Consider the following 18,907-nt stretch of genomic DNA (forward strand, 5'->3'; position numbering starts at 1 on the left):
GAGGCGTGATAGGCGATATCCTCAGATCATCGCCATGCCGCCGTTCACGTGCAGCGTCTGCCCCGTGACATAGGATGCTTCCCGGCTGGCCAGATAGACGACGGCGGCAGCGATGTCAGCCCCCTCGCCCAGCTTGCCCGCCGGAATGCGCGCGGTAAGCGCTTCCTTCTGCGCATCCGGCAGCACATCGGTCATGGCCGATGCGATGAAGCCCGGCGCCACGCAATTGACGGTGATGTTGCGGCTCGCCAACTCCTGCGCCAGCGCCTTGGACATGCCGACAAGGCCCGCCTTGGACGCCGCATAATTGGCCTGTCCGGGATTACCCGTGGTGCCGACTACCGAGGTGATCGAGACGACCCGGCCGAAGCGCGCCTTCATCATCGGCTTGGCCGCCGCGCGGACCAGGCGGAAGGCGGCTTCGAGATTGACGGAGATCACCTGATCCCATTCCTCGTCCTTCATCCGCATGGCGAGATTGTCGCGCGTCACGCCCGCATTGTTGACGAGTATGTCGAGCTTGCCCAGCGCCTCGACCGCACGCGGCACCAGCCCGTCGACCGCCGCCGGATCAGAGAGGTCGCACGGCAGGATGACGACATCGCCGCCAATCTCCTCGGCAACCTTCCGGAGCGCCTCCTCGCGCGTGCCGGACAGCGCCACCCGCGCACCCTGCGCGCTCAGCGCCCTGGCGATCGCCGAGCCGATCCCGCCCGACGCGCCCGTCACCAGCGCCGTCATGCCACTAAGGTCGAACATTCTTTCCTGTCCTTTCAAAGTCTTTTCAGAGCGAGGCCACCAGCGCCTCGATATCCGCCATCGTCACCACGCTCGTCGCAGTCGCGTCCGGCGCGATGCGCTTGACCATCGATCCCAATACCTTGCCGCCGAACTCGACGAACTGCGCCACGCCCGCCTCATGCATGGCAGTGACGCTCTCGCGCCAGCGCACCGTACCCGTCACCTGCTGCACCAGAAGCTCGCGGATCCTGTCCGGGGCGGCCACGGGCGCCGCCGTCACATTGGCATAAACGGGAACGAGCGGCGCCCGCAGCGCGGCACCCGCCAGCGCCTCGGCCATCACATCCGCCGCCGGCTGCATCAGCGAGCAATGAAAGGGCGCGGAAACGGGCAGCAGCAGCGCACGCTTGGCGCCCTTGGCCTTGGCGATCTCCATCGCCCGCTCGACCGCCGCCTTGTGGCCGGAAACGACCACCTGCCCCCCGCCATTGTCATTCGCGGCCTCGACCACCTCGCCCTCGGCGGCTTCCTCGACCACCGCCTTGGCTGCATCGAAATCGAGGCCGAGCAGCGCCGCCATCGCGCCCTCGCCCACCGGCACCGCCGCCTGCATCGCCTGGCCGCGCAGCTTCAACAGCTTCGCCGTCGTCGCAAGATCGAGCGCTTCGCCCGCGCACAGCGCCGTATATTCGCCCAGCGAATGGCCCGCGACGAAATCCGCCTTGTCGGCAAGGCGGATGCCGCCTTCCTTCTCCAGCACGCGCAGCGTCGCGATCGCATTGGCCATGATCGCGGGCTGGGCATTTTCGGTCAGCGTCAGGTCGCCCTCGGGCCCTTCGGTCATCAGCCGGAAGAGATGCTGGCCGAGCGCCTCGTCCACCTCCTGGAACACTTCCCGCGCCGCCGGGCTCGCGTCCGCCAGCGCCTTGCCCATGCCGACCGACTGGCTGCCCTGCCCCGGAAATATGAATGCGCGCATGCTGCCCTCTATTGCTGTCGCCGCCCCGGGCGACGGAAAGGCCCGCGCCTAGAATATAGAGAGCCGCAAAGGCAACCCGCGCTTGCTTTCCCGCGCGATTTCCGTCATGAGCGCCGCCGATCGGGTGGAAGCCATGCGCTTTCCGCCCGGTTCTGCATTTGAGACGACAGCCGGAGGGGCGTCCGTGATGGGCACGGCGTCAGCGATCGGCCAACATGAAGGAACGTGGGCACATGGCTCTGTACGAGCACGTGTTTCTCGCGCGTCAGGATCTGGCCCAGGCCCAGGTCGACGCGCTGGCGGAAAACGCCGCCAAGATCGTCGAGGAAGGCAATGGCAAGGTTGTGAAGACCGAGACCTGGGGCCTGCGCGGCCTCGCCTATCGCATCTCGAAGAACCGCAAGGCGCATTATGTGATGCTCGAGATCGACGCGCCGGCCGGCGTCGTCGCCGAGCTGGAGCGCCAGACCGCGATCAACGAAGACGTGATCCGTTACATGACGATCCGCGTCGACGCGCATGAGCAAGGCCCGTCCGCGATAATGCGCCGCAATGAGCGCAGCGAGCGTGATCGCGGCGGCCGTGGCGATCGTGGCGATCGTGGCCCGCGCGGCGATCGTGAGGACCGTCCGCGGCGTGACCGCGACGATCGTGACGCGGCCTGAGGAGACAGATAGACATGGCACGCCCCTTCTTCCGCCGCCGCAAGAGCTGCCCCTTCTCCGCGAAGGATGCTCCCCGGATCGATTATAAGGACGTCCGTCTGCTCCAGGGCTTCGTGTCCGAGCGTGGCAAGATCGTCCCGTCCCGCATCACGGCGGTCTCCGCCAAGAAGCAGCGCGAGCTCGCCAAGGCGATCAAGCGCGCCCGTCATATCGGGCTGCTTCCCTACATCGTTAAGTAAGGAGACCACGGTATGGACGTGATCCTGCTCGAACGCGTCGAAAAGCTGGGCCAGATCGGGGACGTCGTCTCCGTCAAGGCCGGCTTCGCGCGCAACTATCTCCTGCCGCGCAAGAAGGCGCTGCGCGCCAACGAGACCAACAAGAAGGTCTTCGAGGCGAACCGCGCGCAGATCGAGGCGGACAATGCCGCCCGCCGCACGACCGCGCAGGAAGATGCGAAGGGCATTGGCGGCACCACCGTCACGCTCATCCGCCAGGCTTCCAACACCGGCCAGCTCTACGGATCGGTTTCGGCCCGCGACCTCGTCGAAGTGCTCGAAGCCGATGGCCACAAGGTCTCGAAGAGCCAGATCGTGCTCGATCGCCCGATCAAGGCGATCGGTGTGCATGAGGTGAAGATCGTCCTCCACGCCGAAGTGTCGGTCACCATCAAGGTGAACGTCGCCCGCTCGCCCGAAGAGGCCGAGTTGCAGGCGCAGGGTGTGGACGTCATGGCCTCGATGTTCGAGCGTGACGAAGCCGGCTTCACCGAGGAATATGACGCGAACGCCGAGCCCGGCACGATCGCGGTCGAGGAGCCGACCGAAGCGCAGGGCTGATCCCCTCGCCCTTCGCGAAAATGAACACTTCGCGAAAATGAAAAAGGGCCGTCCGGAGCGATCCGGGCGGCCCTTTTCTTGTTCCACCTAATATGCCGCGCCCAGCCTGAGCGCAGCGATTCAACCCAGCCAGAAATCCTCCCAGCCCCGCGAAGCGCGGATCAGGCCGGAACCAGACGGCGCACCCCGCCGATCGAGCGCCAGAATCGCATGCCTCCCAGCAGCGCAAGGCTGACGATCATCATCGCCCATGTCTCGGGCTCGGGAATGGGAGCAGCGACGGCGACGAGCTGCCCGCGAATTTCACCGCCCGGATAGAGCGTGCTGTGCAGGTTGAAATAGCTGGTGCCATTCTGCAGCCCGCCGACCAATGCGTTGCGGGCGCCCTCCACCGTGCCGCCATTCGCGGTGACGAAGGCCGGATTATAGGTCGAGGGATCGAGCAGGTTGAAGGTCCGGGCATAGCTGCCTTCCGTCACGCCGAGCGGAAAATCGGGAAAGGTCGGCACTGCCGTCGCCACGTCCGCATTCGTGCCCAACGGCGCGCAGCAATGGATGTGCGCGGCGGTGCTGCTTCCCGAAAGATTGGCGAAACTGACCCTGATATCCATATTATCGAGTGCGTCGGAAAGCGTCACGACCGCCGTTCCGCTGCCGTTGCTGGCGACCGGCGGAACCTCGTTCGCGCCACTGAGCGTCGTGGAGAAGGCCGATTTCCCGTACGGCCCTCCATAATATCCCCCGTTCGACCCGCCATAGGATCCCCCATAGGATTCCTCATGCGCCAGGGCGCTGGACCCCAAGGTGCTGGCACCAAGCAGGATCACCAGCGCCGTCGTTCTGAAGAGTGCATGGACCATGTCAGCCTCCTTCCAGAAGAACAATCCGCTCGGTCAGGCCAGACAAGACGGCCCATAAGAGAGGACTGACCAAGGGCCACCCGCTTCGCCAGGATTGCTCAGCTTTTCTACATTTCCCCTACTCTGTTTTTACCACAGCAGTCGCCGATCTTTGTTAATTGTAGGATTTATTACCTTACATCTATTCCATAATATGGATGACGTAAGTATCGCGCTTTCCCACCGACCTGCCCGCCATATCCGCGCGGCCGATCCGCCGGAACCACCGCCATCCCTCGCTCATTGACTCGATCTCGCAACGAGGAGGCCTAAGCTCATGGCCGCGCGTGCTTATTGGCAAGGGCAGATCCGTCTGGCGCTGGTTTCGATCCCGGTCGAAATCTATTCCGCCACGAAGAGCGGCGCTTCCATCTCCTTCCGCCAGATCCACGAGCCTTCGGGCAAGCCAGTCAAATATGAAAAGGTCGTGCCCGGCATCGGCCCGGTCGATCCAGAGGAGATCCTCAAGGGCTTCGAATATGCGAAGGGCAATTATGTCCTGCTCGATCAGGGCGAAATCGATGCCGTGAAGCTGGAGAGCAAGAAGACGCTCGAGCTCACCCAATTCGTCGATTATGATGCGATCGACCCCATTTATTACGACAAGCCTTATTATGTCGTGCCGGCGGACGATCTCGCCGAGGAGGCGTTCGTCGTGCTGCGCGAAGCGTTGCGCCGGGCGCGCAAGGTGGGGCTCGGCCAGCTCGCGCTCCGGGGCCGGGAATATGTGGTGAGCCTGAAGCCCTGCGGACGCGGGCTTGTCCTCGAAACGCTGCGCTATGCCGATGAGGTCAGCAAGGCATCCGCCTATTTCCACGACATTCCCGATATGAAGCCGGAAGAGGATCTGCTCGATCTCGCCACCACGCTGATCGAGAAGAAGACGGGCAGCTTCGATGCCTCCGAATTTCATGATCGCTATATCGATGCGCTGAAGTCGCTGATCGAGCGCAAGAAAAAGGGCCGGACAATCGAGGCGGAGGAGGAGCCCGCCCCCGCCTCGCGCGGATCGAATGTCGTCGATCTGATGGCCGCGCTCAAGAAATCGCTCGAAAGGCCGGGTACCGCCGAGACGAGAACGCCCGCGAGGAGATCGACCACGAAGAAGGCCGCCTCGCCCCGCAAACCGGCGCCCCGGAAGCGCGCATGATCGCCCGCTTCCTCCTTCCGTCGCCCCTGCTCGGCTTCCCATCCAACTCCTATTTTGATGGGGCCTACAGGCAGGGGCCTATATCTCTCTTCAGGCAAGCCGATGGAGATCCGGGCCCCTGCGACGGGAGGGGGAGCTGATGGCCAGCTCCGATCCCCTCGCCGCCTATAATGCCAAGCGCGACTTCGCGAAGACCGCCGAGCCCGCCGGCAAGGCTGCACGCGGCAAGGCCGGCAATATCTTCCTGGTCCAGAAGCATGACGCCACCCGGCTTCATTATGATTTCCGGCTCGAACTGGATGGGGTGCTGAAAAGCTGGGCGATCACGCGCGGCCCCAGCCCCGATCCCGCCGACAAGCGGCTCGCGGTGCGCACCGAGGACCATCCGCTCGCTTATGCCGATTTCGAAGGCACCATTCCCAAGGGCGAATATGGCGGCGGCACGGTGATGCTGTGGGATCGCGGCACATGGGCCCCGGTTGCCGGCAAGGACCCGCATGAGACTTTGGAGGAGGGGCATCTCCACTTCATGCTCGATGGCGAGCGGATGAAGGGCGAATGGCTGCTCGTCCGGATGAAGCCGCGGCCCGGCGAGAAGCATGAGAATTGGCTGCTGCGCAAGGTGGCGGACAAACATGCCGGCGCCTCGGGCGCGCTCGTCGACCGGGCGATCAACAGCATCGCCACCGGCCGGACGATGGCGGAAATTGCCGAAGGCAAAAAGACACCTGCGAAAGCCAGGCAGCGGCGGAAGGGGAATAGCACCGCCTTCCCCGCCTTCCGTCCGCCCCAGCTCGCCACGCTCGTCGACAGCGTGCCCACCGGGTCCGGCTGGCTCCATGAGCTGAAATATGACGGCTATCGCTGTCTTCTCGCCGTCGCCGGGGGCAAGGCCAAGGCCTATACCCGCACCGGGCTCGACTGGTCGGATCGCTTCGCGGCCATCGTCGATGCGGCGACGCGGACCATCCCCGGATCGGCGCTGATCGACGGCGAAGTGGTCGCGATGGACGAAAAAGGCCATCCGAGCTTCCAGACATTGCAGAATGCGATGAAGCAGGGCGGCGCGCTCCGCTTCTTCGCCTTCGATCTGCTCGAACAGGATGGAGAGGATCTTACCGAGCTTCCCAATATCGAGCGAAAACGAAGGCTTGCCGTCCTTCTCTCCAACGCCTCCGAGCCGATCGCCTATTCCGATCATGTCGCCGGCAACGGCGAAAAGCTGTTCCGCGAACTCTGTCGCGAGGGCTTTGAGGGGATCATCTCGAAACGCGCCGACGCCCCCTATCGCAGCCGCCGCAGCCAGGCCTGGCTCAAGATAAAATGTCTTCAAAGACAAGAATTTATCATCATAGGCTGGACGGAAAGCGAGCGTCGCTCCGGCTTCCGCTCCCTCCTCCTCGGGATAAATGAGCATCATAAGCTGCGCTATGCCGGCAAGGTCGGCACCGGCTTCGATTCCGCTACGATCGCGATGCTGACGGAACGGCTCCGCCCTCTGGAACGCAAGACCCCTCCGGCCGAAGTGCCCCGCACCGCCGCACGCGACGCGCATTGGGTGAAGCCGGGCCTCGTCGCCGAAATCGCTTATGCCGAAATCACCCAGGACGGCGTGCTCCGCCATCCGAGCTTCCTCGGCCTGCGCGAGGACAAGCCGGCGCGGGAGGTGGTGGCGGAAAAGCCCCAGCCGGTCCTGCCGGTCATGATCAGCAATCCCGATCGCATCATCTTCCCCGAAGCCAGCATCACCAAGGGCGAGCTCGCTGCTTACTATGCCCGGCTTGCCGATCCGCTGCTCAAATGGCTGGCCGATCGGCCGGTAAGCCTCGTCCGCTGCCCGCAGGGACGCGCCAAACATTGTTTCTTCCAGCGGCACGATGCCGGCAGCTTCGGCGATCGGGTCCGTCAGGTCATGGTCCGCGAGAAGGACGGAAAGAGCGAACCCTATCTCTATGTCGACAGCGCCGAAGGGATGCTCGCCTGCGTGCAGATGGGCACGATCGAATTTCATGGCTGGGGATCGAAGGTCGATGCGATCGAGCGGCCGGATCGCATGGTGCTCGATCTCGATCCCGACGAAGGGCTCGGCTTCGGGCGCGTGCGCGATGCCGCCTTTCACCTGCGCGACATATTGGCCGAAATGGGCCTGCTCTCCTGGCCGATGCTGACGGGCGGCAAGGGCATCCATGTCGTGGTCCCGCTCGACGCCGGCGCGGAATGGCCGGCGGTCAAGGATTTTGCCAGCCGTTTCGCCAAGGCGATCGCAGCCGCGCATCCCGAACGCTTCACCGCGAATATGAAGAAGGCCAGACGGCACGGCCGCATCTTCCTCGACTGGATGCGCAACCAGCGCGGGGCGAGCGCAATCCTGCCCTATGCCGCGCGCGCCCGCGCCAATGCCCCCGTCGCTGCCCCGCTCAGCTGGGACGAGCTGCACGAGACGGACCGGGCATCGCGCTTCACCATCGCCGATGCGGAAGAATTGCTGGACCGTGCCGGATCGGATGCGCTGAAGGACTGGGCCGTCGCCGCCCAGCCGCTGCCCGACTATTAATTAATAGCCCATCAACGCGAGCACCTCGCGCCGGCTACGCTCATCGTCGCGGAACACGCCCATCATGCGGCTCGTCGTCATGGCGACGCCGGGCGTGCGCACGCCGCGCGCCGTCATGCAACCATGGCTCGCTTCGATCACGACGGCGACGCCGAGCGGATTGAGATGATCCCAGATGCAGTCCGCCACCTGCGCCGTCAGCCGCTCCTGCACCTGCAGCCGCCGGGCGAAACCATGCAGCACGCGGGCGAGCTTCGAAATGCCGACCACCCGGTCGCGCGGCAGATAGGCGATCGCCGCCTTGCCGACGATCGGCGCCATATGATGCTCGCAATGCGACTGGAAGGGTATGTCGCGCAGCAGCACGATCTCGTCATAGCCGCCCACTTCCTCGAAGGTGCGGCTGAGATGGAGCGCGGGATCGCTCTCATAGCCCTGGCAATATTCCTTCCACGCCCGCGCCACGCGCTTGGGCGTGTCGAGCAGCCCCTCGCGATCGGGATCCTCGCCCGACCAGCGCAGCAGCGTGCGGATCGCGTCTTCCACATATTCCGGCACGGGAATCTTCGGGGTGGGGGCGACGAGATCGCCGTCCTCCGGCTCGGGGCATCCGCTCATGGCACTCCAATCGCTCTACGGTCGACCGGCTCATAGACGGCGATCGAGCGTATCGGAACCCTCGGAAGATCATGACGGAATAGGATGGCGAACCGCACGGACGGGCCCGCAGCACCATTCCAGCCTTTTTGGTGCCCCTGGCCGGGCTCGAACCAGCACTCCTTTCGGAACCCGATTTTGAGTCGGGCGCGTCTACCAATTTCACCACAGGGGCACGCGGCGGCATGCCTAGCCCAGCCGAACGGCCGTAGCAACCATGCATCAATTGACCGGCGCGCGCCGCCTATAGCTCAGCGCCTCCGCCACATGGACGCGCCGGACCTCGTCCGATCCGGCAAGGTCCGCGATCGTGCGACTCGTCCTCAACACCCGATGATAGCCGCGCGCGGACAGGCGCATCGCCTCCGCCGCCTGGGCGAGCAGCTTGCGGCCCGGCTCGTCGAGAGTCGCCACCGCATCGAGCAGCGCGCCGTCCGCCTCGGCATTGGTGCGGATGCCATGGCCATCATAGCGCGCCGTCTGGATGTCGCGGGCCGCCTTCACCCGTGCCGCGACTTCGGCGGAACCCTCGGCGGGCGGGGGCAGGACGAGATCGGCGGCGGTGACGGCGGCGACCTCCACATGAAGGTCGATACGATCGAGCAGCGGCCCGGAAACCTTCGCCTGATAATCGGCGGCGCAGCGTGGCGCGCGGGCACAGGCAAGCGCGGGATCGCCGAGATGGCCGCAGCGGCACGGGTTCATCGCCGCGATAAGCTGGACCCGCGCCGGAAAGGTGACATGGGCATTGGCGCGCGCGACCGAGACGCGCCCCGTCTCGAGCGGCTGGCGCAGCGAATCAAGCACGGCGCGCTGGAATTCGGGCAGCTCGTCCAGGAACAGCACGCCGAGATGGGCAAGGCTCACCTCGCCTGGCCGCGCCTTCGCCCCACCCCCGACCAGTGCCGCCATCGAGGCCGAATGATGCGGGCTGCGGAACGGACGCGTGCGGACCAGCCGCCCTTCCTGCAACGTGCCCGCCACCGACGCCACCATCGACACTTCGAGCGCCTCGGCGGGCGTAAGTTCCGGCAATATGCCGGGAAGGCAGGCGGCCATCAGCGACTTGCCCGCGCCTGGGGGACCGGCCATCAGCAGATTATGTCCGCCGGCCGCCGCGATCTCGAGCGCGCGCTTGGCGCTTTCCTGCCCCTTCACCTGCCGGAGATCGGGTCCGGCGGCAGGCGGATCGGCCATCTCCATCGCGGGTGGCGGCAACTGCATTCCGCCACGGAAATGATTGAGCAGCGACACTATGTCCGGCGCTGCGACCACCTCGATCGTGCCGGCCCAGGCGGCTTCGGGGCCCTGTGCCGCAGGACAGAGCAGGCCCAGCTCTCGCTCCGACGCATTGAGCGCCGCGAGCAGCACGCCCGGCGACGGCGCCAGCCGTCCGTCGAGCCCGAGTTCGCCCACCGCGACATAGGATGCCAGCGTCTCCGCATCGATCACGCCCATCGCGCCGAGCAGGCCGAGCGCGATCGGCAGATCATAATGCGATCCTTCCTTGGGCAGATCGGCGGGCGACAGGTTCACCGTGATCCGCTTCGGCGGCAGAGCGAGTCCGATCGCGGCAAGCGCGCCGCGCACCCGTTCCCGGCTTTCGGCGACCGCCTTGTCCGGCAGCCCCACGATGATGAAGGCGGGCAGGCCGGGCGTGACCTGGACCTGCACCTCGACGGCGCGTGCCTCCAACCCCAGAAACGCCACTGTGGATATATGCGCGACCATGAACGCTCCCTGGAGGCGATGTTTGCCGCCCGGCCGGAGCGATGTCGAGACGAAAGCAGGATTTTCGTGGACCAACGGAAGCAATCCGCAAGAAAGCATTAACCTATTAAGTCCAGGGTCGAGCGGCCGATCATTTCGACGGATGGACGAGGAGCAGTCAGAATGGCGTCGTTGCTGGGCCCGGTCGCAATGGCTGTTTTCGGCCTGCTGCTTATCGGCTTCGGCATCGTCTCGGTCAGGAAAGACGATTGGGGCTCGGCCCTGGTCGCATTCGTGCTGGCGATGGCCGCGTTCGGATCGTCCGCCCAGGTCTGACCCGCGCGAAAATCCTCCGGCCGCGCCGTCTTGCGGAGGCGGAGGCGGAACGCCACATCCCGGCGATGAATCTTCGAGCAAGCTGGCGTGCCGCAGGACGCAACGAGACGGTCAGGCTCTGCCTGTTCCTGCTCGGCTGCCTGCTAATCGTCGTGACGCCGGCGGTGGCGATCCTTCCGGGCCCCGGCGGCATCTTCACATTCGCCGGCGGTCTGGCGCTGGCGCTGCGCAATTCGGCCTGGGCGAAGCGGCGATATGTGGAGATCAAGCGGCGCTGGCCGAAGATCGGCTCCTGGTGCGACTGGGGATTGAGGCGGCGCAGCGCCAAACGGCGCGGCAAGCTCGTCCGGACAGCAAAGGGCAAGTCGGATTGACTTTCGGCGGCTCTTTGCCTATCCGCGCCCCCACAGCGGCCGCCGTGCATTCGGCGGCCCTTTTCTATTCCGGTTTTGAGGTAATTAGCAATGAAGCGCACTTTCCAGCCGAGCAACCTCGTGCGCAAGCGTCGTCACGGCTTCCGTGCACGCAGCGCGACGCCCGGCGGCCGCAAGGTCCTCGCCGCCCGCCGCGCGCGTGGCCGCAAGACGCTTTCGGCCTGAGTCACGCCACTCCCACAGGCGCCGGACGAGGCGCTGACGTGCGGACGCTCGACCGACGCGCCGACTTTCTGGCGGCGAACGCGGGCAAGCGTGCGCCCATGCCGGGATTCGTCCTGCTCGTGCGCGAGCGGGGCGATGGCGACGACGCCAAGCGCGTCGGCTATACGGTCACCAAGAAGATCGGCAAGGCGGTCGTCCGCAATCGGATGAAGCGTCGCCTGCGCGCGCTTGCGCGCGAAATCCTGCCGCAGGAAGGCGTCGCCGGCGCCGATCATGTGCTGATCGGCCGCCCGGGCGGCATCGAGCGCGATTTCGATTCGCTGCGTCACGAACTTTCGAAGGCGCTCCGCAAGGTGCGCCGATGATCGCCCGCGCGCTGATCCTGCTCGCCAAGGCATGGCAGCGCGGCCCTTCCGCGATCCTGCCGCCCAATTGCCGCTACATGCCCTCCTGCTCGACCTATGCGATCGAGGCGCTCTCGCGCTATGGGGCGGCGAAAGGCGGCTGGCTTGCCGCCAGACGAATCCTGCGATGCCATCCCTGGGGTGGGCATGGCATCGATCCTGTACCTTGATCCGGGGGAATTTCTGACGTGGAGAACCAGCGCAACCTGATCCTCGCGATCGTGCTGTCGGCGCTCGTGCTGCTGGGCTGGACCCTCTTGTCCGATCGCTTCCTGCCGACCGCCAATCCCCCGTCCACCAAGGTGGTGGACGGCAAGGTCGTGCCGCTGCCCCAGCCGGAAGCGCTGCCTGCCGCCCCCACCATCCGTGATCGCGCGGTGGTGATCGCGGATACGCCGCGCGTGCGGATCGAAACGCCGCGCCTCGCCGGCTCGATCAACCTGAAGGGCGCGCGCATCGACGATCTGGTGCTCAGCACCTACAAGGAAACGATCGCCAAGGATTCGAAGCCCGTTCGCCTGCTCTCGCCGGGCGGCGCGCCCGACGCCTATTTCACCGGCTTCGGCTGGACGGGCGACGGCGTGACGCTGCCGGGGCCGGACACCGTCTGGCAGGCGAGCGGCGACGTCCTGGCACCGGGCAAGCCCGTGACGCTTAACTGGGCCAATGGCCGGGGCCAGCGCTTCCAGATCCTGCTGGAAGTCGATCCCAGCTATATGTTCACCGTGCGCCAGACGGTCGGCAATGGCGGCACCGGCGCGATCGCGGTGAAGCCCTATGCGCTCGTCAGCCGCGTCGGCCACAGCAAGGATCCCGATAGCTGGACGATGCACACCGGCCCGATCGGCACGTTCAACGGCAGCGCCAATTATGGCATCAATTTCAAGGACCTCGACGAGGATCCGGCGGGCGAGCGTTTCTCGACCACCGGCGGCTGGCTGGGCTTCGGCGACAAATATTGGCTGACCGCGCTGATCCCGGACCAGCGCAGCACGGTGGATGCCGGCTTCCGTGGCGGCGAGAGCCAGCGCTATCAGGCCGATATCGCCTCCGCCGCCACGATCATTCCCGCAGGCAAGGCCGTCACCACCACCACGCGTTTCTTCGCCGGCGCCAAGGAAGTGGCGCTGCTCGACGGCTATGAGAAGAGCCTCGGCATCTCGCAGCTCGACAAGGCGATCGACTGGGGCTGGTTCTACTGGTTCGAAAAGCCGATCTTCTACCTGCTCGACTGGCTGTTCCGCATGGTCGGCAATTTTGGCGTGGCGATCATCCTGCTCACCTGCATCGTGCGCGGCCTGATGTTCCCGATCGCGCAGAAGCAGTTCGCCTCCATGGCCGCGATGCGCGTCGTGCAGCCCAAGATGAAGGCGCTGCAGGAGAAATATAAGGACGACAAGCAGCGCCTCCAGCAGGAGATGCTGAAGCTCTATCAGGAAGAGAAGGTCAATCCGCTCGCGGGCTGCCTGCCGATCCTGCTGCAGATCCCGATCTTCTACGCGCTCTACAAGGTGCTGATGCTGACGATCGAGATGCGTCACCAGCCCTTCGCGCTGTGGATCAAGGATCTGTCCGCGCCCGATCCGCTGACGCCGCTCAACCTGTTCGGCCTGATCGACTGGGCGCCGCCGCAATTCATCGCGATCGGCGTGCTGCCGATCCTGCTGGGCGTGACCATGTATTATCAGTTCAAGCTCAACCCGCAGCAGATGGATCCGGTGCAGCAGCAGGTGTTCAGCATCATGCCGTGGATCTTCATGTTCATCATGGCGGGCTATGCGACGGGCCTGGTGCTCTACTGGTGCGCGTCGAACATCCTCACGATCGCGCAGCAGAAATGGCTCTACAGCCGCCATCCGGCGCTGAAGGCCGCCGCGCCGGCCGCACCCAAATGAGCGTCTATGACGAAGAGGCGCTGGAGATCGCCCGGCGCCTCTTCGCCGGGCCGATCGGCTTCCTGAAATCCGCGCCCGACCTCAAATTTCTGCCCGATCCGGACGTGCCGGAAGTGGCCTTTGCCGGCCGCTCCAATGTCGGCAAGTCGTCGCTCCTGAACGCGCTCGCCAACCGCAACGGCCTTGCGCGCACCTCCAACACGCCGGGGCGCACGCAGGAACTCAACTTCTTCGACATCGGCGAGCCGCCCGTGTTCCGGCTGGTCGACATGCCCGGCTATGGCTTTGCCAAGGCGCCCAAGGACATGGTCCGCAAATGGCGTTTCCTCGTGAACGACTTTTTGCGCGGCCGTGCCGTCCTCAAGCGCACGCTGGTGCTGATCGACAGCCGCCACGGCATCAAGGATGTCGATCGCGACATCATGAAGATGCTCGATGAGGCGGCCGTCTCCTATCGCCTCGTGCTCACCAAGGCGGACAAGGTGAAGGCGAGCGATCTCGCCGCGACCAAGGCCAGCGTCGCCGCCGAGGCGCGCACCCATGTCGCGGCGCATCCCGACATACTCGTCACCTCGAGCGAGAAGGGCATGGGGATAGCCGAGCTGCGCGCGGCCGTCCTCGAAGCGATCGGCTAGACTTCGCGCCCTGCCCCTTTAAAGCGACCTTGCGGCCGGAGTCGCGACGACGAACAAGGCAAGTGCATGCTCAAGCTCTTCATCGGCAACAAGGCTTATTCCTCCTGGTCGCTGCGCGGCTGGCTCGCGGTGAAGCAGTCGGGCCTGCCGTTCGAGGAGGTCGTCGTTCCGCTCTATGACGAGGAATGGGACCGGCGCCGCGCGGGCGACGAGTTCGCGCCCTCATCGGGCAAGGTGCCGATCCTGTGGGATGACGAGGCGGTGGTGTGGGACAGCCTCGCCATCGTCGAATATCTCGCCGACAAGGTCGGCCGCGACCGTTTCTGGCCGGAGGACAATGCCGCCCGCGCCATGGCCCGCTCGATGGCGGCGGAGATGCATTCGAGCTTCGCCAACCTGCGCCGCGAATGCTCGATGAACGTGCGCCGCCACTATCCGGAGCGGCAGCTTTCCGATGAGACGATGGCGGACATCGCCCGCATCGTGAGCCTGTGGGCGGAGGCGCGGGCGCGCTTCGGCGGGACGGGCGACTTTCTGTTCGGCGATTTCAGCGCGGCGGACATCATGTTCGCACCCATCGTGACGCGCTTCGTCACCTATTCGGTATCCCTGCCGCATTTCGCCGCCAATTATGGCGCTGCGGTGCTGGCACATCCCTGGATGGTGGAATGGCTCGCCGCCGCGCAGGAGGAACCCTGGATCATCGAAAAGTTCGAGCAGCCCACCCAATAAGGCTCAATAAGGCGTGCCGTCGCGATGCGCATAGCGTTGCGTCGCTCCGTCGAGATAGAGGTCGATATCGGGATAGTGGCAGGCGGATGCGGCGGGCCGGCCGATCGCGATGAAGACGCATGGGCGCTCGCCCTCGTTCACGAGATGATGCGCATTGGCCTTGCCCTTGGGAAAGGCGGCGCAGTCGCCCGCGCGCATGACGACGCGGCTCCCCTCCTCGACCAACACCGCCTCACCCGAGAGCATGACGACAAACTCGTCCTCCCCCTCATGCCAGTGCCGCTGGCTGGACCATGCGCCGGGCTCGAGCGTCACATGCGTGACGCCGAAATCCTCGAGACCGGCGCCGGGCCCGAGCCGGCGATACCTGCGCCCGGCAACATCCGCCGAATAAGGCGCCGGATAGCCCGTCCGGTTGGTCAGCGGAAAAGCATCGAGATCGAGCTTGGGCATGGCAGGCTCCGGCTAGGCAAAGCAGGCAGGCGACGCTAGGCGACGGCCATGTCCACCACAACCGATCCCATCGCCCTCACACAAAGGCTGATCGCCTGCCCCAGCGTCACCCCCGCCGATGCCGGCGCCATGGCGGTGATCGAGGCGGCCCTGACGGGGATCGGCTTCACCGTCCATCGCTTTGCCGCGGGCGAGGCGCCCGACGGGCCCGTCGAGAATCTCTTCGCGACGCGCGGAGAGGGCGGAACGCATCTCGCCTTTGCAGGCCATAGCGATGTCGTGCCCCCCGGCCCCGGCTGGACGAGCGATCCCTTCACGGCGACGATCCGGGGCGACCTGCTCTATGGGCGCGGCGCGGTCGACATGAAGGGCGCGGTGGCGGCCTTCATCGCGGCGGCCGCGCGCGTGCCGGACCATGACGGCACGATCAGCCTGATCATCACCGGCGACGAGGAAGGCCCTGCCACTTTCGGCACGGTCGCGCTGATGGACTGGATGGCCGAGCGCGGGATCAGGCCGGACCTGATCTTGGTGGGCGAGCCCACCTCGTCCGCTAGGCTGGGCGACATGATCAAGATCGGCCGGCGCGGTTCGGTCAATATGTGGATCGAGGTGCCGGGCACGCAGGGCCATGTCGCCTATCCCCATCTCGCACAAAATCCCATCCCGCCGCTCGTCGCCGCGCTGAACGAACTTGCGGCGCTGACGCTCGACGAGGGCACGGACTGGTTCCAGCCGTCAAATCTGCAAATCACCGACCTCCATGTTGGCAATGGCGCGACCAATGTGATCCCCGGCGGCGCGCGCGCGCGGATCAACATCCGTTTCAACGATCTTCATCGTGGCGAGGCCCTTGTCGCCCGCGTGCGCGAGATCGTCGCGCGCCATACGCCGGACGCGACCGTCACCGCCAAAATATCGGGGGAAGCCTTCCTCACGCCACCCGGCGCGCTTTCGGAGATGGTTTCCGCCGCGATCCACCGCATCACCGGCCTGACGCCCGAGCTTTCCACCAGCGGCGGCACATCCGACGCGCGTTTCCTCTCGAAACTCTGTCCGGTGGTCGAATTCGGCCTGACCAACGCGACGATGCACAAGCTGGACGAGGCGGTGGCGCTCGCCGATCTGGAAGCGCTGACCGAAATCTACGTCGAGATCATCCGCTCCGCTTGCGCCTGAGGATGATGTAGAGCGCGCCCGCGCCGCCATGGCGCGGATGCGCGTTGCGGACCGCGGCGATGCGCGCGGCATGGCGCGATCCGGCCAGCCAGTCGCCGATCGAAGCGCGAATCAGGCCACGCCTGGCGGTGCCGTCGCGATCCGCGCGCGGCGGCCGACCCGTCACCAGCAGCAAGATGCGGATATCGTCCGCCAGCGCATCCGCCAGCCCCTGTTCGAGCGCGATATGCGCGCTCGCCAGCGTATGGCCGTGGAGATCGATCGTCCGATCCGGCGCGACGATGCCGCGCCGCAATCGCCGGTCCCATCCGCCGTCGAGCGTCTCGCCGGGCCGATTCGGCTTGGGCTTGGCAGGGGCATTTACGGGCGTCGACCGATCCGGATCGAGACGCACCGGCCGGGAAGGCTGGGGCAACGCCAGATCGTGCGCCGGGGCGGATTTGCCCAGCGGACGCACCGTCGCCGTCACCTGCGCCCAGAGCGCCTGTTCGTCAGGGCCGAGCCGCCGTCCCGCCATCGCCGTTCAATCGCGCAATCGTGCCAAGCGGCAGCAGCAGCAGCGCCTGCCCCCGGCCGGACATGCCCCCCGCAATCCACCGCGCCTCATCGCCCGCGCCCCAGAAAGTATCGAAACGATTGGCGCCCTTGATCGCGCCCCCGGTGTCCTGTGCGACCCACAGACCCGACGCCTCGGGCCGGTCGAGCGTCAGCAGGACGGGCGCGCCGAGCGGCACGAAAGCGGGATCGGCGGCGACGGTCGACCGCCCCGCAACGGGCACGCCGAGCGCGCCGAGCGGACCCGACCCGTTCAGCTCGCGAAAGAAGACGAAGCTCCTATTCTCGCGCATGATCGCGCGGCCTTCATCGGGATGCGCGCGCAAATAGGCCATGATGCCCTGCATCGATGCCTGGCCGGGCGCGAGCAGGCCGCGTTCGCGCATCAGCTTGCCGATGCCGCTATAATCCCGCCCATTCTGGCCATCATAGCCGATCCGCATCACCTGCCCGTCAGGCAGCCTGAGCCGTCCGGAGCCCTGGACCTGCAGGAAAAAGAATTCGACGGGATCGGCCACCCAGGCGAGCTCCAGCCCCCTGCCCGCCAGCACCCCATCCTCGATCGCGGCACGATCATGATAGGGAATGAGCTTCCCCCGATCGACCCGGCCGCGCACGCGCTTGCCCTTCAGCGCATCGGAGAAGAGACCGAGATCGGCCTCCACCATATCCGAGGGCAACCGGTAGACGGGCACCTCATAGCCCGGCTGGCGTGTTCGCGAGCCGAGAATCTCCGGCTCATAATAGCCGGTGGCGAAAGCCCTGCCGTCGCCGATCCGGGCGGTCTCGAAATGGCGCGCGAAGAAGCCGATGGCATCGGCATTCGGCCATGCGGATGCTGCGGCGCAGACGGCGGCCCAGTCCTCCGCGCGAGTCAGGCCGCTCGGATCATTGCGCGTCACCAGTGCAGGACAGGAGACACGAAAGGCGGAAAGCGCCGCTTCGGCGCGCACGGACGTCAGGCCGAGCTGGGTGATGGAGGGGCCGGGCGAGACGCCCGCCGCCACGGCATTGGCGATCGCTGGGGCAGGCTTCGGCGCAACGGGAGAAGGCTGTTCCGCTCCTTCGACGACGCCTCGTGGCGTCGTCGCACAGGCGGACAGCGCAGCCGCGGCGATGAGCGCCGCGACGCCATGGCGGCGGATCACGCCGCCTCGTCGGTTTCGACCAGGACCCAGTTCGGATCGTCGGCGCGGACGTGGCGGCTGAACGTCCACACATCATGCGTCGGCACGGCGTCGGTCAGGGAACCGGCGATCACATTGCCGTCCGCATCGCGCGTCACCGCGGCGATATCGGCATCGAAGCGCACCGTGACGAGCGCCATCTGCCCGTCGAGCCGCGCTTCCTCGATGATGGCACGCTCGATCGCGATCAGCCGGTTGTCGAGCACATGGCCCGCCGCCTTGCGCTCGGCGATCGCCGCGGAAAAATCGGTCCGCACGCTGCCGTCGACGAAACGGGCGAGTTCCTCCTCGTCCCCGCGCCAGAAGGCCTCGAGAATCATGCGATAGGCGGCCTGCGCGCCTTCGAGAAAACGAGCCGCGTCGAACTGCGGATCGGCCGCGGCGATGGCGCGCAGGCCGTTGGCGGCGCCCGATGCGGCGAGCATTTCCTGCCCGGCGGGAGACTGCGTCATGAAATCGGCGGGAGCGCGCGACGTGGAAGAAGCAGACGCCTGCGCCTCGACCGGCTTGGCAAGCGGCTGCTCATGCCCGGTGCGCCGGCCGAGGACACTCCACAGCCGGAGCCCCACGAACACGAACACCATAGCGAGAAGGATGATCTCGAACACCGGGCCTCCAGATATTATCATCCGCTACATAAGCATGACAGGGACGAGTTTCAAATGGCACGAGGCCAAAGCCCGCGCGCAGGGCGCAATCCTCCGCCCATTGCCCTGTTCCCCGGCCGGTGCTAGCCCG

23 protein-coding genes and 1 tRNA gene are annotated in these 18,907 nt (G+C 65.9%); 14 read left to right on the top strand and 10 right to left on the bottom strand.

Annotation, left to right across the window (positions count from 1 at the left end):
- Positions 1-21: 21 nt before the first annotated feature.
- A complete protein-coding gene (gene fabG, locus CLG96_RS15435) occupies positions 22-759 on the bottom strand; it encodes a 3-oxoacyl-[acyl-carrier-protein] reductase (RefSeq protein WP_107969182.1) in 738 nt (245 codons plus the stop codon).
- Positions 760-784: 25 nt separating this feature from the next.
- Positions 785-1,720 carry an ACP S-malonyltransferase gene (gene fabD, locus CLG96_RS15440; protein ID WP_107969184.1) on the bottom strand — a complete coding sequence of 312 codons (936 nt, stop codon included), beginning with the start codon at positions 1,718-1,720 and terminating at the stop codon, positions 785-787.
- 233 nt (positions 1,721-1,953) lie between these two features.
- On the opposite strand from fabD, the gene rpsF reads away from it, so the two are divergent.
- From rpsF to rplI, 3 genes are read left to right on the top strand one after another with little or no spacing between them, the layout of a single operon-like run.
- Positions 1,954-2,385 (top strand): 30S ribosomal protein S6, encoded by a 432-nt coding sequence (gene rpsF, locus CLG96_RS15445; RefSeq protein WP_107969186.1) that lies wholly within the window; start codon positions 1,954-1,956, stop codon positions 2,383-2,385.
- A 14-nt stretch (positions 2,386-2,399) separates the two neighbouring features.
- On the top strand, positions 2,400-2,624 hold the full coding sequence (rpsR, locus tag CLG96_RS15450; RefSeq protein WP_010125005.1) for a 30S ribosomal protein S18: 225 nt from the start codon (positions 2,400-2,402) through the stop codon (positions 2,622-2,624).
- Positions 2,625-2,636: 12 nt separating this feature from the next.
- Positions 2,637-3,224, top strand: coding sequence for a 50S ribosomal protein L9 (gene rplI, locus CLG96_RS15455; RefSeq protein ID WP_107969187.1), 588 nt, complete (start codon positions 2,637-2,639; stop codon positions 3,222-3,224).
- Positions 3,225-3,385: 161 nt separating this feature from the next.
- Here rplI and CLG96_RS15460 read toward each other — a convergent pair whose 3' ends face one another.
- On the bottom strand, positions 3,386-4,084 hold the full coding sequence (locus CLG96_RS15460; protein ID WP_133175409.1) for a CHRD domain-containing protein: 699 nt from the start codon (positions 4,082-4,084) through the stop codon (positions 3,386-3,388).
- A gap of 316 nt (positions 4,085-4,400) precedes the next feature.
- Here CLG96_RS15460 and ku point away from each other — a divergent pair, with 316 nt between their 5' ends.
- Together ku and ligD are read left to right on the top strand one after the other, a co-directional pair.
- Positions 4,401-5,273, top strand: coding sequence for a non-homologous end joining protein Ku (gene ku / locus CLG96_RS15465; protein WP_107969191.1), 873 nt, complete (start codon positions 4,401-4,403; stop codon positions 5,271-5,273).
- A 139-nt stretch (positions 5,274-5,412) separates the two neighbouring features.
- A complete protein-coding gene (gene ligD / locus CLG96_RS15470) occupies positions 5,413-7,827 on the top strand; it encodes a DNA ligase D (RefSeq protein WP_107969193.1) in 2,415 nt (804 codons plus the stop codon).
- Here the strand turns inward: ligD and folE are convergent, their stop codons facing one another.
- The 3 genes from folE to CLG96_RS15485 form a co-directional block, all read right to left on the bottom strand.
- Positions 7,828-8,445 carry a GTP cyclohydrolase I FolE gene (gene folE / locus CLG96_RS15475; RefSeq protein WP_107969195.1) on the bottom strand — a complete coding sequence of 206 codons (618 nt, stop codon included), beginning with the start codon at positions 8,443-8,445 and terminating at the stop codon, positions 7,828-7,830.
- Positions 8,446-8,574: 129 nt separating this feature from the next.
- Positions 8,575-8,659: transfer RNA gene (locus tag CLG96_RS15480), tRNA-Leu, on the bottom strand.
- Positions 8,660-8,706: 47 nt separating this feature from the next.
- On the bottom strand, positions 8,707-10,215 hold the full coding sequence (locus tag CLG96_RS15485; protein WP_107969278.1) for a YifB family Mg chelatase-like AAA ATPase: 1,509 nt from the start codon (positions 10,213-10,215) through the stop codon (positions 8,707-8,709).
- A 162-nt stretch (positions 10,216-10,377) separates the two neighbouring features.
- Here CLG96_RS15485 and CLG96_RS18835 point away from each other — a divergent pair, with 162 nt between their 5' ends.
- The 8 genes from CLG96_RS18835 to CLG96_RS15520 all read left to right on the top strand — a co-directional run bounded on the left by CLG96_RS18835 (position 10,378) and on the right by CLG96_RS15520 (position 14,795).
- Entirely contained in the window at positions 10,378-10,530 is a 153-nt protein-coding gene (locus CLG96_RS18835; protein WP_165799673.1) for a hypothetical protein, read from the top strand.
- A gap of 65 nt (positions 10,531-10,595) precedes the next feature.
- Positions 10,596-10,904, top strand: coding sequence for a hypothetical protein (locus CLG96_RS15490; RefSeq protein WP_107969197.1), 309 nt, complete (start codon positions 10,596-10,598; stop codon positions 10,902-10,904).
- 90 nt (positions 10,905-10,994) lie between these two features.
- The gene (gene rpmH, locus CLG96_RS15495) at positions 10,995-11,129 is read left to right on the top strand and encodes a 50S ribosomal protein L34 (protein WP_107969199.1); all 135 of its coding nucleotides are present in this window, start codon (positions 10,995-10,997) and stop codon (positions 11,127-11,129) included.
- Positions 11,130-11,167: 38 nt separating this feature from the next.
- Positions 11,168-11,494 (top strand): ribonuclease P protein component, encoded by a 327-nt coding sequence (rnpA, locus tag CLG96_RS15500; RefSeq protein WP_107969201.1) that lies wholly within the window; start codon positions 11,168-11,170, stop codon positions 11,492-11,494.
- Complete coding sequence (yidD, locus tag CLG96_RS15505; RefSeq protein ID WP_107969203.1) at positions 11,491-11,703, top strand: membrane protein insertion efficiency factor YidD; 213 nt, start codon at positions 11,491-11,493, stop codon at positions 11,701-11,703. The genes rnpA and yidD overlap by 4 nt, the downstream gene beginning before the upstream one ends.
- An 18-nt stretch (positions 11,704-11,721) precedes the next feature.
- Positions 11,722-13,428 (top strand): membrane protein insertase YidC, encoded by a 1,707-nt coding sequence (gene yidC / locus CLG96_RS15510; protein WP_107969205.1) that lies wholly within the window; start codon positions 11,722-11,724, stop codon positions 13,426-13,428.
- Complete coding sequence (gene yihA, locus CLG96_RS15515) at positions 13,425-14,063, top strand: ribosome biogenesis GTP-binding protein YihA/YsxC (protein ID WP_107969207.1); 639 nt, start codon at positions 13,425-13,427, stop codon at positions 14,061-14,063. The genes yidC and yihA overlap by 4 nt, the downstream gene beginning before the upstream one ends.
- A 66-nt stretch (positions 14,064-14,129) precedes the next feature.
- Positions 14,130-14,795 (top strand): glutathione S-transferase family protein, encoded by a 666-nt coding sequence (locus CLG96_RS15520; protein WP_107969209.1) that lies wholly within the window; start codon positions 14,130-14,132, stop codon positions 14,793-14,795.
- Positions 14,796-14,798: 3 nt separating this feature from the next.
- Here the strand turns inward: CLG96_RS15520 and CLG96_RS15525 are convergent, their stop codons facing one another.
- The gene (locus CLG96_RS15525) at positions 14,799-15,248 is read right to left on the bottom strand and encodes a cupin domain-containing protein (protein WP_107969210.1); all 450 of its coding nucleotides are present in this window, start codon (positions 15,246-15,248) and stop codon (positions 14,799-14,801) included.
- A 48-nt stretch (positions 15,249-15,296) separates the two neighbouring features.
- On the opposite strand from CLG96_RS15525, the gene dapE reads away from it, so the two are divergent.
- Positions 15,297-16,427: a succinyl-diaminopimelate desuccinylase gene (gene dapE / locus CLG96_RS15530; RefSeq protein WP_107969212.1), complete on the top strand. Its 1,131-nt coding sequence runs from the start codon at positions 15,297-15,299 to the stop codon at positions 16,425-16,427.
- Here dapE and CLG96_RS15535 read toward each other — a convergent pair.
- Genes CLG96_RS15535 through CLG96_RS15545 form a run of 3 tightly spaced genes read right to left on the bottom strand, consistent with a single transcriptional unit; the run spans position 16,405 to position 18,777 of the window.
- Positions 16,405-16,944, bottom strand: coding sequence for a Smr/MutS family protein (locus tag CLG96_RS15535; protein ID WP_107969214.1), 540 nt, complete (start codon positions 16,942-16,944; stop codon positions 16,405-16,407). The two genes, dapE and CLG96_RS15535, sit on opposite strands and share 23 nt — an antisense overlap.
- Complete coding sequence (mltA, locus tag CLG96_RS15540; protein WP_107969216.1) at positions 16,919-18,130, bottom strand: murein transglycosylase A; 1,212 nt, start codon at positions 18,128-18,130, stop codon at positions 16,919-16,921. Before mltA ends, CLG96_RS15535 begins: the two co-directional genes overlap by 26 nt.
- Entirely contained in the window at positions 18,127-18,777 is a 651-nt protein-coding gene (locus CLG96_RS15545) for a Tim44/TimA family putative adaptor protein (RefSeq protein ID WP_107969217.1), read from the bottom strand. The genes mltA and CLG96_RS15545 overlap by 4 nt, the downstream gene beginning before the upstream one ends.
- Between the last annotated feature and the right edge of the window lie 130 nt (positions 18,778-18,907).

The sequence above is a fragment of the Sphingomonas oleivorans genome (assembly GCF_003050615.1).
In the GTDB taxonomy this organism is placed as follows: domain Bacteria; phylum Pseudomonadota; class Alphaproteobacteria; order Sphingomonadales; family Sphingomonadaceae; genus Sphingomonas_H; species Sphingomonas_H oleivorans.